Origin of the sequence: Bacillus cereus group sp. N6, from assembly GCF_016483705.1 — a bacterium.
Lineage (GTDB): Bacteria > Bacillota > Bacilli > Bacillales > Bacillaceae_G > Bacillus_A > Bacillus_A wiedmannii.
In genome coordinates this window covers 68,751-82,717 of record NZ_JAEHBI010000023.1, presented here as the reverse complement: position 1 = coordinate 82,717, position 13,967 = coordinate 68,751, and the positions used below count along the sequence as shown (strand labels likewise).

Here is a 13,967-nt window from a genome sequence, read left to right as displayed (position 1 = left end):
CAGTATTTACAAATGAGAGGCATATGAAACTAGTAAAATTAAAAAAGCTTCCGTGAGGAAGCTGAGTAGTTACAAAAGAAGAAAAGGAAAATATGCCCTCATGCCTAGTTTTACATTCCCTGCGACTCCATTAGCGGCTATTTGGTGTGGATTGGAACCTTATTTTATTGATATTTCAATAGATGATTGGTATATGGATAAAACAGTACTTTGGGATAAGATTGAAGAATTAAAAGAAGAGGTTGCGATTGTTGTCCCGTACGCAACTTTTGGATCATGGATGGACTTAGAAAAATATGAAGAATTAGAGAAAAAGGGTATTCCGGTTGTCGTAGATGCGGCACCGGGATTTGGGTTAATGAATGGAAGTATGCATTACGGTCAGGATTTTAGTGGTATGATCGTATATAGCTTTCATGCAACAAAGCCGTTCGGAATTGGTGAAGGAGGGCTCATATATAGTAAAAAGGAAGAAGATATACAACGTATTAAAAGAATGGGTAATTTCGGATTTGATAAAAATCGTGAATGTACGATGATGGGGTTTAATTGTAAAATGTCTGAATATGCGGCAGCTGTTGGGATTGCGACTATGAAAAAATGGAATCAAAAATTAAAAGAACGCACCCGTATTTCTGAATGGTATAAACAATTGTTACAAAGTAATGGATTAATGAAAAAAGGATGGAAACTCCAAAAGACAGAAGCAGTTATTCAACAATTTATGCCTATTCTTTGTCCGGAAGAAGTTCACAACATACAAGTAATTGAAGAACTGAAAAAACAGAAAATAGAAGCTAGATTATACTTTTCACCATCATGCCACCAACAAGTTCTTTTTAGAACTTATAAGTCTACAGATTTAATAGAAACGAATAAAATAGCCAAACGAATAGTAAGTTTACCTTTATGGGAAGGAATGACGAAAGAAATAGTAGAACAAATTGTAATCTGTTTAGGGCAGAAGGTGGTGTCGGCAGATGAATAGTTTTTATAGTCAAGAAGAGCTAAAGAAAATTGGATTTTTATCTGTTGGGAAAAATGTATTGATTAGTAAAAAAGCAAGTATATATAATCCAGGTGTTATATCAGTTGGTAATAATGTAAGAATTGATGATTTTTGTATTTTAAGTGGTAAAATCACAATTGGAAGTTATTCGCATATATCAGCGTATACAGCGTTATATGGAGGGGAAGTTGGGATTGAAATGTATGACTTTGCAAATATCTCAGCTAAAACAATCGTATATGCAGTACTAGATGATTTCAGTGGAAATACATTAATGGGGCCAACTGTCCCGAATCAATATAGGAATGTGAAAACAGGAAAAGTTATTTTAAAAAAGCATACGATTATTGGTGCTGATTCTATTATTTTTCCAAATGTAACTGTAGGAGAAGGCACAGCAGTTGGTGCGATGAGTATGGTAAAAGAGAGTTTAGATGATTGGTATATTTATGCTGGAGTTCCCGTAAAAAAAATAAAACCTCGTCAAAAAAAGATGCTAGAGTCAGAAAATGATTTTTTAAAAAGCATTAATTCTTAACAAAAAAGAATTAATGTTTTTTATTTTTAAGATACAGCAAAGTTGTATCTTAACTTATTATGTTTTAAATTTAGCTGACAAAGGCAATACTGAGCCATAGTGAATGTAAAGTTGGAGGGCGAGCATATATGTTTGATGAGGATGGGATTGTTTTAATTATGGAACCAGCTGATGAAAGTAACTTGAGGAGGTTTATTTTTTCGGTGCCAAAGTCAGTGTATGAAAAGAAGGGGCTTACATTACACTATGGAACAGCTATAGGACAAGGATATATGGATATAATTGAAGATATTATTAGCGTAAATATAGAAATAGATGCTGTAACGATAATAGGGCATGTAAGAGGGTAAATAGCTATTTGAAAAAGGTTATAAGTAATTTAGCTAGAAGTTATGCATAGAGAAAATTGCAGACAATTATAAAGGCGAAGGGAGTCTAAAATGAAAATCAAATCAATTTTATTAGTATGTATAGTTTCAATTGGTTTAATGGGATGTTCACTAGTAGAGCAAGGAAAGAACTCCATAGATTATGCTCAAAAAGCGACAGACTATGTAAATGAAATAAGTGCATTTGCAAATGATGCACCAGCATTAGCTGAAAAGGCTGTTAATGATAGCGAAGCTCGAAAAGAGTTAGAAACGAAGCTTAGTGAAATTAAACAAGATATACCCGCTTTCAATGAATTAACACCACCTGATGTAGCAAAGGATCTTCATCAGCAAATCGTCGGATATAACGAAAAGTTAAATATATTAATTGATACGGCAATGACGAAGATAGAAGAAGGAAAAGTGGATGTAGAGCAATTTAAAAACTCTGAGCTTATGCAGACGATTGATCAAGTTCGTGATTTGAAAGAGAAGGTTCAAAATTTAGGACAATAATAAAAAAGCTCCGTTTGTGATGAACGGAGCTTTTTTATGTTTTCTAATGGAAAAGTTTATAATATTTTCTTCCTATAATATAAGTGTTTTTTTATATCTTCCATTGTTCTAAAATATGTATTGTTTTATTAGTTGCATCCATGTTCACTTGAGCACCTATCGGCATAGTGATCATCGGATGGGTATGACAACAATCAAAGTCCGCTAATAAAGGAATTCTTTGATTTTGCAGTACTTCTAATAATATTTCATAAGGTTTGCGATTTGTACCACAATCATCAAACTGCTCATGTTTTCCAAGAATAATACCTGAAACTTTATCAAATACGCCGTTAACTTTAAGTAATGAAAAGCTTCTTTCAATAGTAGCTGCATCTTTTGAACTATCCTCAATAAATAAAATATCCCCATTTTGAATACATGGCATATAAGGACTACCCCAAATTCCTTCTATTGTATTTAAGTTCCCTCCAATAATACGTCCAGTAGCTTGTCCATTTGTTACGGAAATCCAATTATTTGGTTTAAGTTCTTTTTCTTTCGTTTTCACTTCCCAATTAATAAATTCATCTGACCAAAATAAAGGCTGTTTTATGTTGTAAGGAAGCGATTGATCATGTAGTAATGTTTCTACAAAATAATTGTATGTATAATCTACAAAAGGCTCAAATTCTCCAAAGGAGGGGACGAGTGCCGGACCGTAAAATGTAGGGATTCCTGTTTTGGCATAAATCCCTAGCAATAAAGCTGTTGCATCTGAATAGCCAATCATTATTTTAGGGTTATTTTGAAAAGCATCATAATCAATATAAGGTAATAAGGAATTGGAATTCATACCGCCAATTGTTGACATAATACAAGATACATTAGGATTCCTTATTAAAGCATTCAGTTCCTCGGCACGCTCTTGTATACTGCCGGAGCGATAATAATCATATCGACCTGTTAGTGAACCTTCTAATATGTGAAATCCTTTCTGTTGTAAATAAGATTTCGCTCGTTCAAATCTTTTAGGAGAAGTGTAGGTTGCTGGTGAAGAGGGCGAATAAATGCCGATTGTGTCTCCGTATTTTAATGGTTTTGGAAGTAGCATCGTAAGAATCCTTTCTATTGAATTATGAGTTTCTAATATTGTCATTGAATATTCTTATATTTCGGTATAATTAGTGTAACATAAATGTATTAGATGAATAAATATGCTTTTTACCTTGACGATATAAAGTAATTATTGTTATGGTTAAACGTGAGTGTATAAAAGGTTTGCTAAAGGAGTTTTGAAATGAAGCGGTTAAAATGGGGAAGGCTGACGATCCTAGTAGTCATTATTTTAGGGATATGTTGGTTCTTATTCCAAGGAACTCAAAAGAGTGCAACAAATATAGAGGGACAACCTTTACAGGTGGCAGAACTACCTAAAACAGGATTAGCTGAAAAAGTAGTGCCACCAAAGTACATACCACCAAAAATTGATGCAAAAGCAGCTATGATTATTGATGCGAGTAATGGAGAAGTTATTTATCAACACAATGAAAAAGAAGCTTTTGCGCCAGCAAGCATGTCTAAGATGATGACAGCGTATCTTCTATTAGAAAATGTACATAATGGGAAAGTTCGCTGGGAAGATCCGGTGAAAATGAGTACGAAAGCGGCACAAACAGAGGGTGCGAGAATCCCAGTCCAAGTGAATGACACATTGACTGTTAAAGATTTGTACCATGCATTAATGATTGAATCGGCAAATAATTCGGCTGTGGCTTTAGCAGAACATATGGCTAAGACGGAGAAAGATTTCGTTCAGCTTATGAATGCAAAAGCGAAGGAGTTAAAAATGTCGGATTATGCTAAATTCGCAAATGCATCAGGACTACAAGAACCTGATGGAAGTGAGACGAAGATGACGGCTGCTGATGTAGCAAACTTGGCGTATCATCTAATAAAAGACTATCCAGAAATATTAGAAGTGACTCACTTACGTCAAAGTCAGTTAGCATTTAATAATATTAATGTTATAAGTACAAATGATATGTTAAACAAAAATAATAAAGCTTTATATATAGAAGGAATAGACGGATTAAAAACAGGATTTACAGATAGCGCGGGGTATTGTTTTACGGGTACAGCAAAACAAGGTGATACTCGTATTATTACTGTTGTAATGGGAACGAAAGGTAAAACGCAGCGTTTTACAGAGACGAACAAGCTAATGTCTTATGCTTTTGGCTTAGTTAATTAAGTGAAATACTGAGTTGGATCATCATATAAGCAAGGCAATTTGTTGTTACTTATTATCGGTAACAATAAATTGCCTTTTTATTGTTAGTATTAGGAAGTAAAAAGGTAAAAAATGTGAGTGTTATTATTTGAGTTTATTATTGTTTGTTGATAGTATAAAGTTAGAAGCTTATTAATGATAAGTTTTAAGAGGCGGAACATGATGTATACATATGAAAAAGCCTCAAATGAAAATTGGAGGGAATTATGATGGCAAAAGATTTTTACACAGCAATTGAAGACAGAAGATCTATTTACGCGATTAGTAAAGAGCAAGTAGTTTCTGATGAAAAAATTCAAGAAGTGATTTATCATGCTGTAAAACATACACCTTCAGCTTTTAACTCTCAGAGCGCCCGCGTTGTCGTCTTGCTAGGAGAACAACATGATAAGTTATGGGATATTACGAAAGAAACGTTACGAAAAATTGTACCTGAAAATAACTTTGCATCTACTGAAGAAAAAATGAATGCATTTAAAAGTGGTTATGGAACGGTTTTATACTTTGAAGACAGTCAAGTAGTGGAAGAACTGCAAGAAAACTTTGCATTATACAAAGAGAATTTCCCAACGTGGTCACAGCAATCCTCAGGAATGTTACAATTTGCAATTTGGACAGCTTTAGAAATTGAAGGATTTGGTGCTACATTGCAGCATTACAATCCATTAATTGATGAAGAAGTGAGAAAAGAATGGGAAGTTCCAGAAAGCTGGAAACTTACTGCGCAAATGCCGTTTGGTAAACCGGTGGTACCTGCAGGTGAAAAAGAATACCAACCTTTAGAAAATCGTGTGAAAATTTATAAATAATGCGAGATAAAAGGTGTACAGGGATACAACCTGTTCACCTTTTATAAGTAATAAGGATTTTTTTGATAGGAATTTTTCATCTGATCTTTTAATTCGTTTTTACGTGTTTCAATAGTTGATATTTTTTGTAAGGTAATAATTGAAACGAATTGAAAAAAAGCAGAGTACAATTCTATATTTTTATTTATAGGATCATCTATTATGTTTTTCGTAAATATACCTCCTTTTTTAATCCTATTATTTGCGGGCAATAAGACTTCCATCTCAAAATTCAATGTACCGCCCTGTAAAAGTTCCATAGGTTTCAGTGTAGGGTAAATAAAATTTGTATTGGTTAAAATACCACTATATATATGATAATATAAATATCCTATAAATTCCATAGTTAGTGAAAAATAGGCAGTGGTGTGTGTGTTTTCGCCAAATTAGAACAGAATTTTTGAAGTTAAATCTTACAAATCGTCAAATCTTTTATAAGTGATAGATAGTATCAAAAAAAGTTTTCTGAAAATATTATACTATTGATTAAAAAAGCATTTTTTGTCATGATAAGAGTATGCTTTATGTAAGGGACTTTACTAGAAAATACATTCTTTGCATTGGATTCGATGAATAGAGTTTTTCAAAGTGGATAGAAAATGTATATTAAGATAATGAATGAAATGTCGAATTTTCAATGGAATACATAAGAGAATTGAAAAAAGCATTGCAAAAACAATAAGTTTAATGGTAAAGTTCACATGAAGTTCACACGGAATTCACTTCATTCGTTTAAAATGAACTCTGTGTGAAAAATAAAACTCTTGTTAAAAAATGGAACTTAATGAATATTTTACTTTGATAATATTGTAATGTATTAAGTTTATAAGTTTTTTTAAGAGGATAGTAGGGAAAGGAAGTAAAGACAACTTATGAAAAAAGTAATTGCAGGTTTAGCAGCAGCTTCTGTAGTGGGTGTTGCAGTTCCAGGTATGGATTCTGCTCAGGCACAAGTTTCAAATGAGGCGCTAAAAGAAATTAATGGACAAACTCAAACTCAAACGACTGTAACTGAAACAAAAAAGGTAGAAACAACTTCTGAATTAAAATACACGGTAACAGCTGATGTATTAAATGTACGTTCAGGTGCTGGTACAGGACATAACGTTATTTCTAAAGTGAAATCAGGTCAAGTACTACAAGTAATTGGACAAGAAAACGGTTGGTTCAAAGTAACTGTAAACGGTCAAACTGGTTATGTAAGTGGTGACTTCGTAACGACTGGTGGTAAAACAGGAACTACTGTTCAACAAGGAACTGGTACTTACACAGTAAACGTTTCTTCACTAAACGTACGTACAGGCCCAAGTACATCTCATACAGTATTAGGCTCTGTAAATAAAGGTAAAACAGTACAAGTTGTTGGAGAAGTACAAGATTGGTTTAAAATCAACTTCAATGGTGGAACTGGATACGTAAGCAAAGACTTCGTAACAAAAGGTGGTTCTGCTGTATCTAACGAAACAAAACAACCAACTACAAACAACAATACTACTACAGTTCAAACTGGTGGTTCTTATGTTGTTAACACTGGTGCTTTAAAAGTACGTACAGGCCCAGCTACATACAACGCTGTAATCGGTGGCGTAACACAAGGTAAAGTATTAAACGTTACTGGCGCTGAAAATGGTTGGTACAAAATTAACCATAACGGCCGTACAGGTTACGTAAGTGCAGACTTCGTTAAGTTTGTAAAAGGCGGAGTAAACAACGTTACAAATAACAATAACGTTACAAATAACGTTCAACAACCAGGTAAAGACGTACAAAAACCAACAACAGGTGGAGATACATCTTCAATCGCTGGATTCGCTAGATCATTAAATGGTTCACCATACAGAACTGCTGGTACAACACCTGCTGGTTTTGACTGCAGTGGATTCATTCACTACGTATTAAATCAAACTGGTCATAAAGGCGCTCGTCAAACAGTTGCTGGATACTGGAGCTCTAAAACAAAAACTAGCAATCCACAACCAGGTGATTTAGTATACTTCCAAAATACTTATAAATCAGGTCCTTCTCACATGGGTGTTTACTTAGGAAACGGTCAGTTCATTAGTGCAGAAACTGATGCAACTGGTGTACGTATTAGTTCTGTAAGTAACTCTTACTGGAGCAAGCACATGTTAGGTTACACAAAAGCATACTAAGAAAAAGTAGTTTATATACTTTTCGTATAGAGAAAAGGCTTTCCAGGGAAACTTGGGAAGCCTTTTTATAGTTGAGTAAATTGGGAATGTAGTAGTTTTTACTGTAACTTCCCATTTAAAAATCGAGCGTATAGGTCATGAAAGTAGTTGGGACGAAATAAGTTTGCTGCATGTCCTGCTAACGGTATTTCTTTATATAAAACGTTAGGAAGAACGGACTTTAAATCAAAAAGACAAGATTTATAGAGATGATCATGTTCACCCATTACCCATAATATAGGGTGGGGAAGTGATTTTAATTTAGATTTTAAATCGAATTCTAAACGATGCCGTAATGATTGGGAAATAATTGATGAATGTAATTGCAATCCGAAACGGTAATAAATATTTCTTGAAATGACTGCGAACGGATTTGCCTTTAGTATGCCACTTGGAAAAATGGTATTTGCATATTGAGAGAGCCATTTAGAGTATTCGTCTCCGCGCTTCTCCCAAAATTTTTGAAATACGTTATATAAAAGGGATGGATTATTATAATGTCCACCAATATGACAAATGCTTAATACTTTTTCTGGGTGCATTTGTGCAAAAATTGTAGAGATATAACAGCCATAACTTAGAGCGCAAATATGAGCTTTTGTAATACCTTCTTTTTCATATAATTTCAATAGTTGATCTACGAGGCGCTGTAGTGAAAATTCGATAGCTTCTCCTTTATCGTCGCCGTGACCTAATAAGTCATAAGTAATAATGTTGTAAGAGGCGGAAAATCGCTTATGCTCTTTTTTGAAGGCACGACGATTGCCGACTAATCCATGAATAAAAATGATTGTTTCCTTTTCGGAATGTATATTTGTTTGCAAAAAGGATACTCCTTTCAATAACGGGAGATTTATACAGTATTGTAAATTAGTTATCTATAATTCACATAGAATAATATTAAGTACCAGGTAATAATATCAGATATTTATATCTGTTGTAAAGATGCGTTTGTATGTATATTTTGTAAAAACAGAAAAAGTGTGTTTACATTCAGTTTACATTTGTATTGTATTCTACTTTTAGAAAGAACAGTTTGGTTGAACACGAGGAGATGAACAAAAATGGAAGTTAGAAATGAGATGGAGAAAAAAGGGAGCTGGAGGCAGTTTTTACGCCTTATTCAAGATACAAATCCTCCAAAGGGGATTCTTGCTTTTGCGTTATTAATGAGTTTACTTTCTACTGGAGCAAGTTTATTTATACCGATGTTAACGAAGGGCTTAGTAGATAATTTTTCACTTTCGTCAATTAGTACAGGACAAATTGTTGGGCTAATTGCATTCTTTATTATGCAAACTATAGCCGCGGGATTGTCTATATATTTACTAAATTATATAGGACAGAAGATTGTAGCTGGACTGAGAGAACGTTTGTGGAAAAAGGTGCTTATTTTACCGGTAACTTATTATGATCAAAATAGAACAGGCGATACAATTAGCCGTATGACAAATGATACAGGAGTTGTGAAAACGTTAATTTCTGAGCATTTGTCAAATTTATTAACAGGCGGTATTTCAATTGTTGGATCATTAATTGTACTATTTGTTTTAGATTGGAAAATGACACTTTTACTTTTAACGGTTATTCCGTTATCAGTACTTATCTTAGTTCCACTTGGACGAAAAATGTATAAGATTTCAAAAGCACTTCAAGATGAAACGGCTTCTTTTACTAGTGTATTAACACAAGTGTTATCAGAAATTCGTTTAGTGAAATCTTCGAACACAGAAAAAAAGGAATATGAAACTGGAAATAAAGGTATTGAAAAGCTATTACAATTTGGCTTGAAAGAGGGAAAAGTGCAAGCGTTAATTTCACCAGTTATGTCGTTTGTTTTAATGGCATTACTTGTTATTATCGTAGGGTATGGTGGAATGCGAGTTTCTAGCGGTGTATTAACAACAGGAGAACTAGTAGCATTTATTTTATATTTAGTTCAAATTATAATGCCGATGAGTCAATTATCTATGTTCTTTACACAATTCCAAAAGGCAATTGGTGCAACGGAAAGAATTAATACAATTTTAGAATATGAAGTAGAAGATCATGAAACTGGTGTGAAAGTCACAAATGCTAAGCAGCCAATCGTTCTTGAAAATGTACATTTCGAGTATAACGAAGAAGAGAAAGTTTTAAAGAATATTGATTTCACAATTGAATCAGGAAAAGTAACAGCGATTGTAGGACCAAGTGGTAGCGGGAAAACGACGTTATTCTCACTATTAGAACGTTTTTACGAGCCAACTAGCGGTGCCATTAAATTAGGAAAAGACTCAATTACGAGTTATTCATTGCAATCATGGCGACGTCAAATTGGTTATGTTTCACAAGATAGTCCGTTAATTGATGGGACAATTCGTGATAATATTTGCTACGGTGTTGAGGGTGAAGTAACAGATGAAGAAATTGAAAAAGTAGCAGCGATGGCATATGTTGATGCATTTATTCATGATTTGCCAAACGGATATGCAACAGAAGTTGGAGAGCGTGGTGTGAAGCTTTCTGGAGGGCAAAGACAGCGAATTGCAATTGCTCGAGCGTTACTTCGAAATCCACAAATTCTTATGTTAGATGAAGCAACTTCCAGTCTAGATAGTAAATCAGAGTCTGTCGTTCAGAAAGCGTTAAATAACTTAATGAAAGGCAGAACAACATTAGTTATTGCACATAGACTTTCTACTGTTGTGGATGCAGATAAAATTATCTTTATAGAAAAAGGGAATCTTACAAGAAGCGGTACACATGATGAATTATTACAGACACATGATATGTATCGTGAATTTGCAACGCAACAATTGAAAATTAAAGAGGGCGTATTATAAAATGAATCATCAGTGGGGTTTTTACTCCACTAATGATTCATTTTTAAAAGTTTTATAAAGGATGCGAATTAGAAAGGAAATGGTTTCTTTGATACCTAACATTTTAATAGTGGACGATGATCCGCATATTAGGGAACTTGTTTCTGTATTTTTAGAACGAGAAGGTTTTCAAACATATGAGGCAATTGATGGACTAGATGCACTTCAGAAAATAGACGAAGTAAAAGTTGATATGGTTGTTCTTGATATCATGATGCCGAATATGGATGGATTTGATGTATGTTTTGAATTAAGAAAATACTATGATATCCCGATTTTAATGCTAACTGCTAAAGGGGAAACGTCTCAAAAAGTAAAAGGATTTCACCTTGGCACGGATGATTATCTTGTAAAACCATTTGATCCTATAGAACTAGTAGTGAGAGTTAAGGCGTTATTGAAACGTTACCAAATTACAGTGTCGCAATCGATTCAAATTGGGAATGTACTGTTAAATCGTAAAACATTTGAAGTTACAGCCGGAGAACAAACAGTCACATTACCGCTAAAAGAATTCGAATTGCTCTTTACTTTAGGTTCTAAAGCAGGAAGAACTTGTGCGAGAGAGCAGTTAATTGAAGATGTATGGGGATATGATTTTGAAGGAAATGAACGTACACTAGACGTTCATATTAATCGACTACGTGAGAAGTTTCAAGAAGAGAAGTCGAAGTTTAGTATTAAAACGATAAGAGGATTAGGGTATCGCTTAGAGGTAAGTAAATGAGAAAAAGAGAACGAATGAGTAAGTTGAAGATGTTGAAAGTAACGGGAGCGGTATTAGCGCTTTTCTCTTTTCTCGCTATAATTTGGTCTATCGCATTTTATGTAGCAACTAGTATATTGAATGCTTTTGAAGTAAACGTATCGTCGTTTGTGGCCTTTCTAATTAGTGATATGGTCGGTTTTGTATTTATTGTTCTTATCTGGACATTGATTGGGATATTAATGAGACCAAAACGAGAGGCAATGATTTGGACTATTATTGAACCGATACAAAAAATTGCAAAAGGAGACTTCTCCGTAAAAATACGAAATGAAGAAAAGTATGATGGAGAAATTGGTGTACTCGTAAAAAGTATAAATGATATGACAGATGAACTGAATGCGATGGAGAAAATGCGCCAGGAATTTGTATCGAATGTTTCTCATGAAATACAGTCACCTTTAACTTCTATAAAAGGATTTGCTAGAGCACTACAAGATAACAATCTTTCCGAGGAAAAACGAAAGCATTATCTTACCATTATTGAAACGGAAACGACGAGATTATCTAAACTAAGCCAAAATTTACTGAAACTAACTCTTTTAGAGTCGGAAGAGTATACACCAGAAAGAGTGACTTACCGATTAGATCAACAGTTAAAGCAAACTGTGTTAAATAGTGAACCGCTCTGGGCTGAAAAAGAAATTGAATTAGACCTTGATTTAGAAAAAGTGCATATAATTGCGGATCAAGAAAGTATGAGTCAAGTGTGGATTAATTTAATTCATAATAGTATTAAATTTACTCCAAGTCGTGGCACAATTACAATTCAGTTACAAGAACATGAGAAATTCGTAGAAATACGTATTCGTGACACTGGGATTGGTATATCTGAAGAACAGAAACAACATATTTTTGAACGTTTTTATAAAGCAGATTCTTCACGCAATCGTGCTTATGGAGGAAGTGGCTTAGGCTTGGCCATTGTAAAAAAGGTACTTGACCTTCATCAAGGAGAAATAAAAGTCGAGAGTGAGGAAGGGAATGGAACAGAATTTATTGTGTGTATTTCGAATTATGAAGAGAAATAGTGTTAGGAGGATATCTTCTAACACTATTTTTCTTTAAAAATACATTCCCCGTTACTGCAACTATATTGATAAGCTGTTCCTTGGCCATTCATACGGTATGAATAATCTGATTCTTTATCTTTCTTAAAGTCAACATATGCTTCTGCACCGTTTGTATCATCATCGATATCAATGAATTGAACATAGCGTATAGAATAATCTTTCTTTTCGCTTAAACCTCTTTCTTGCAAGTTAGTATGGATACCGTCTACTAACTCGTCAAACAATGACCAGTTTAAATTAAGGTTTTTAAATGACTCAGTATGTCTTCCTAAAATGCCGTTGTCTTGTATTATTTTCTTATTATTATCGTATGTATAAGAGTATGTAAAATAAGGTTCGTCTTTATATACTACCTCTGCATAATAGCCGATATTATAAATGGGAGTATATTTTCCGGTTATGCTTTGTATTTCTTTTTGCTTATAGCCTTGTATAGTATAGAGATAGTCGCTAGTATCTTTTTCTATTACTTTATAATGTAGTGGATTACCAAATATAAAGTACATAGCCAAAAATATGATACATAGTCCGACTGCAGTTAGTGACAAGAACCATTTCTTTCTTTTCATACACATACACTCTCCTATGCTGGATTTATTTTTATTTTACATGAATTATGGCAAAAACATGAGACTTATCAATAAAAACTTTCCATAGTTACCTATAAGTAACCTACGCACATGAAAGTGCATCATTGCCTTTTTACATAAACACAGATACAATTTTAATATAATACATAACTGAGATGATTAAGGAGTGTTATACTTGGCAGAATTATTACAAGGTAAAAATGCTTTAATTACAGGAGCAGGTAGAGGAATTGGTCGCGCTGTAGCAATCGCATTAGCGAAAGAGGGCGTAAATGTAGGTCTTTTAGCTCGTTCAGAAGAAAACTTAAAAGCTGTAGCGAAAGAAGTAGAAGCAGAAGGCGTAAAAGCTGTTATTGCGACTGCTGATGTTTCTTCATACGAAGAAGTGACTACTGCGATTGAGACGTTAAAAAGCGGTTTAGGATCTATCGATATTTTAATTAATAACGCTGGTATTTCTAAATTCGGTAAGTTTTTAGAACTAGATGTTGCTGATTGGGAAAAAATCATTCAAGTAAACTTAATGGGTGTATACTATGCAACTCGTGCAGCTTTACCAAGTATGATTGAACAACAATCTGGTGATATTATTAACATTTCATCTACAGCAGGACAAAAAGGTGCACCTGTAACAAGTGCATATAGTGCTTCTAAATTTGGTGTTCTTGGCTTAACAGAATCGTTAGCGATGGAAGTTCGCAAACATAACATTCGTGTAACAGCTTTAACTCCAAGTACAGTAGCAACTGATATGGCTGTAGATTTAGGGTTAACTGATGGAAACCCAGATAAAGTAATGCAAGCAGAAGATATTGCAGAGTTTATCGTAGCGCAGCTGAAATTAAATAAACGTACATTTATTAAATCAGCAGGACTTTGGTCTACTAATCCGTAAGGGATAATTTCATAAACAAAAGAAGGGATATTT

Annotated in this window: 14 protein-coding genes and 1 pseudogene; 11 read left to right on the top strand and 4 right to left on the bottom strand. The window is 33.9% G+C overall.

Annotated elements, in window-relative coordinates:
• Nucleotides 1-73: 73 nt before the first annotated feature.
• The 4 genes and pseudogenes from JDS99_RS17155 to JDS99_RS17140 form a co-directional block, all read left to right on the top strand.
• A pseudogene (locus JDS99_RS17155) lies at nt 74-988 on the top strand (aminotransferase class I/II-fold pyridoxal phosphate-dependent enzyme); the annotation flags it as partial.
• Nucleotides 981-1,547 carry an acyltransferase gene (locus JDS99_RS17150; RefSeq protein WP_088608624.1) on the top strand — a complete coding sequence of 189 codons (567 nt, stop codon included), beginning with the start codon at nt 981-983 and terminating at the stop codon, nt 1,545-1,547. The pseudogene JDS99_RS17155 and the gene JDS99_RS17150, both read left to right, overlap by 8 nt.
• Nucleotides 1,548-1,675: 128 nt before the next feature.
• Nucleotides 1,676-1,897, top strand: coding sequence for a hypothetical protein (locus JDS99_RS17145; RefSeq protein ID WP_087982911.1), 222 nt, complete (start codon nt 1,676-1,678; stop codon nt 1,895-1,897).
• Between the two features lie 90 nt (nt 1,898-1,987).
• A complete protein-coding gene (locus tag JDS99_RS17140; RefSeq protein ID WP_088608623.1) occupies nt 1,988-2,434 on the top strand; it encodes a DUF6376 family protein in 447 nt (148 codons plus the stop codon).
• A 91-nt stretch (nt 2,435-2,525) separates the two neighbouring features.
• Here JDS99_RS17140 and JDS99_RS17135 read toward each other — a convergent pair whose 3' ends face one another.
• Nucleotides 2,526-3,527, bottom strand: a complete 1,002-nt coding sequence (locus JDS99_RS17135; RefSeq protein ID WP_098088445.1) for a S66 family peptidase — start codon at nt 3,525-3,527, stop codon at nt 2,526-2,528.
• A 186-nt stretch (nt 3,528-3,713) separates the two neighbouring features.
• Here JDS99_RS17135 and JDS99_RS17130 point away from each other — a divergent pair, with 186 nt between their 5' ends.
• Nucleotides 3,714-4,667 (top strand): D-alanyl-D-alanine carboxypeptidase family protein, encoded by a 954-nt coding sequence (locus tag JDS99_RS17130; protein ID WP_088121899.1) that lies wholly within the window; start codon nt 3,714-3,716, stop codon nt 4,665-4,667.
• A gap of 245 nt (nt 4,668-4,912) precedes the next feature.
• Nucleotides 4,913-5,515 carry a nitroreductase family protein gene (locus JDS99_RS17125; RefSeq protein WP_170968397.1) on the top strand — a complete coding sequence of 201 codons (603 nt, stop codon included), beginning with the start codon at nt 4,913-4,915 and terminating at the stop codon, nt 5,513-5,515.
• A gap of 41 nt (nt 5,516-5,556) precedes the next feature.
• Here JDS99_RS17125 and JDS99_RS17120 read toward each other — a convergent pair whose 3' ends face one another.
• Nucleotides 5,557-5,778: a hypothetical protein gene (locus tag JDS99_RS17120; protein ID WP_199695414.1), complete on the bottom strand. Its 222-nt coding sequence runs from the start codon at nt 5,776-5,778 to the stop codon at nt 5,557-5,559.
• Nucleotides 5,779-6,426: 648 nt separating this feature from the next.
• On the opposite strand from JDS99_RS17120, the gene entFM reads away from it, so the two are divergent.
• Complete coding sequence (gene entFM / locus JDS99_RS17115; protein WP_000755539.1) at nt 6,427-7,707, top strand: enterotoxin EntFM; 1,281 nt, start codon at nt 6,427-6,429, stop codon at nt 7,705-7,707.
• A gap of 98 nt (nt 7,708-7,805) precedes the next feature.
• Here entFM and JDS99_RS17110 read toward each other — a convergent pair whose 3' ends face one another.
• The gene (locus JDS99_RS17110; protein WP_088063066.1) at nt 7,806-8,570 is read right to left on the bottom strand and encodes an alpha/beta fold hydrolase; all 765 of its coding nucleotides are present in this window, start codon (nt 8,568-8,570) and stop codon (nt 7,806-7,808) included.
• A gap of 240 nt (nt 8,571-8,810) precedes the next feature.
• Here JDS99_RS17110 and JDS99_RS17105 point away from each other — a divergent pair, with 240 nt between their 5' ends.
• From JDS99_RS17105 to hitS, 3 genes are all read left to right on the top strand, one after another.
• A complete protein-coding gene (locus JDS99_RS17105) occupies nt 8,811-10,571 on the top strand; it encodes an ABC transporter ATP-binding protein (protein ID WP_199695413.1) in 1,761 nt (586 codons plus the stop codon).
• Nucleotides 10,572-10,659: 88 nt separating this feature from the next.
• Complete coding sequence (gene hitR / locus JDS99_RS17100; RefSeq protein WP_217993520.1) at nt 10,660-11,337, top strand: response regulator transcription factor; 678 nt, start codon at nt 10,660-10,662, stop codon at nt 11,335-11,337.
• Nucleotides 11,334-12,407 carry an envelope stress sensor histidine kinase HitS gene (gene hitS, locus JDS99_RS17095; protein ID WP_199695412.1) on the top strand — a complete coding sequence of 358 codons (1,074 nt, stop codon included), beginning with the start codon at nt 11,334-11,336 and terminating at the stop codon, nt 12,405-12,407. The genes hitR and hitS overlap by 4 nt, the downstream gene beginning before the upstream one ends.
• Before the next feature lie 23 nt (nt 12,408-12,430).
• On the opposite strand, the gene JDS99_RS17090 is transcribed toward hitS, so the two are convergent.
• Nucleotides 12,431-13,018: a DUF3139 domain-containing protein gene (locus tag JDS99_RS17090; RefSeq protein WP_131933543.1), complete on the bottom strand. Its 588-nt coding sequence runs from the start codon at nt 13,016-13,018 to the stop codon at nt 12,431-12,433.
• Between the two features lie 196 nt (nt 13,019-13,214).
• Between JDS99_RS17090 and JDS99_RS17085 the strand changes: the two genes are divergently transcribed.
• The gene (locus tag JDS99_RS17085) at nt 13,215-13,934 is read left to right on the top strand and encodes a 3-ketoacyl-ACP reductase (protein WP_026591950.1); all 720 of its coding nucleotides are present in this window, start codon (nt 13,215-13,217) and stop codon (nt 13,932-13,934) included.
• Nucleotides 13,935-13,967 lie beyond the last annotated feature (33 nt).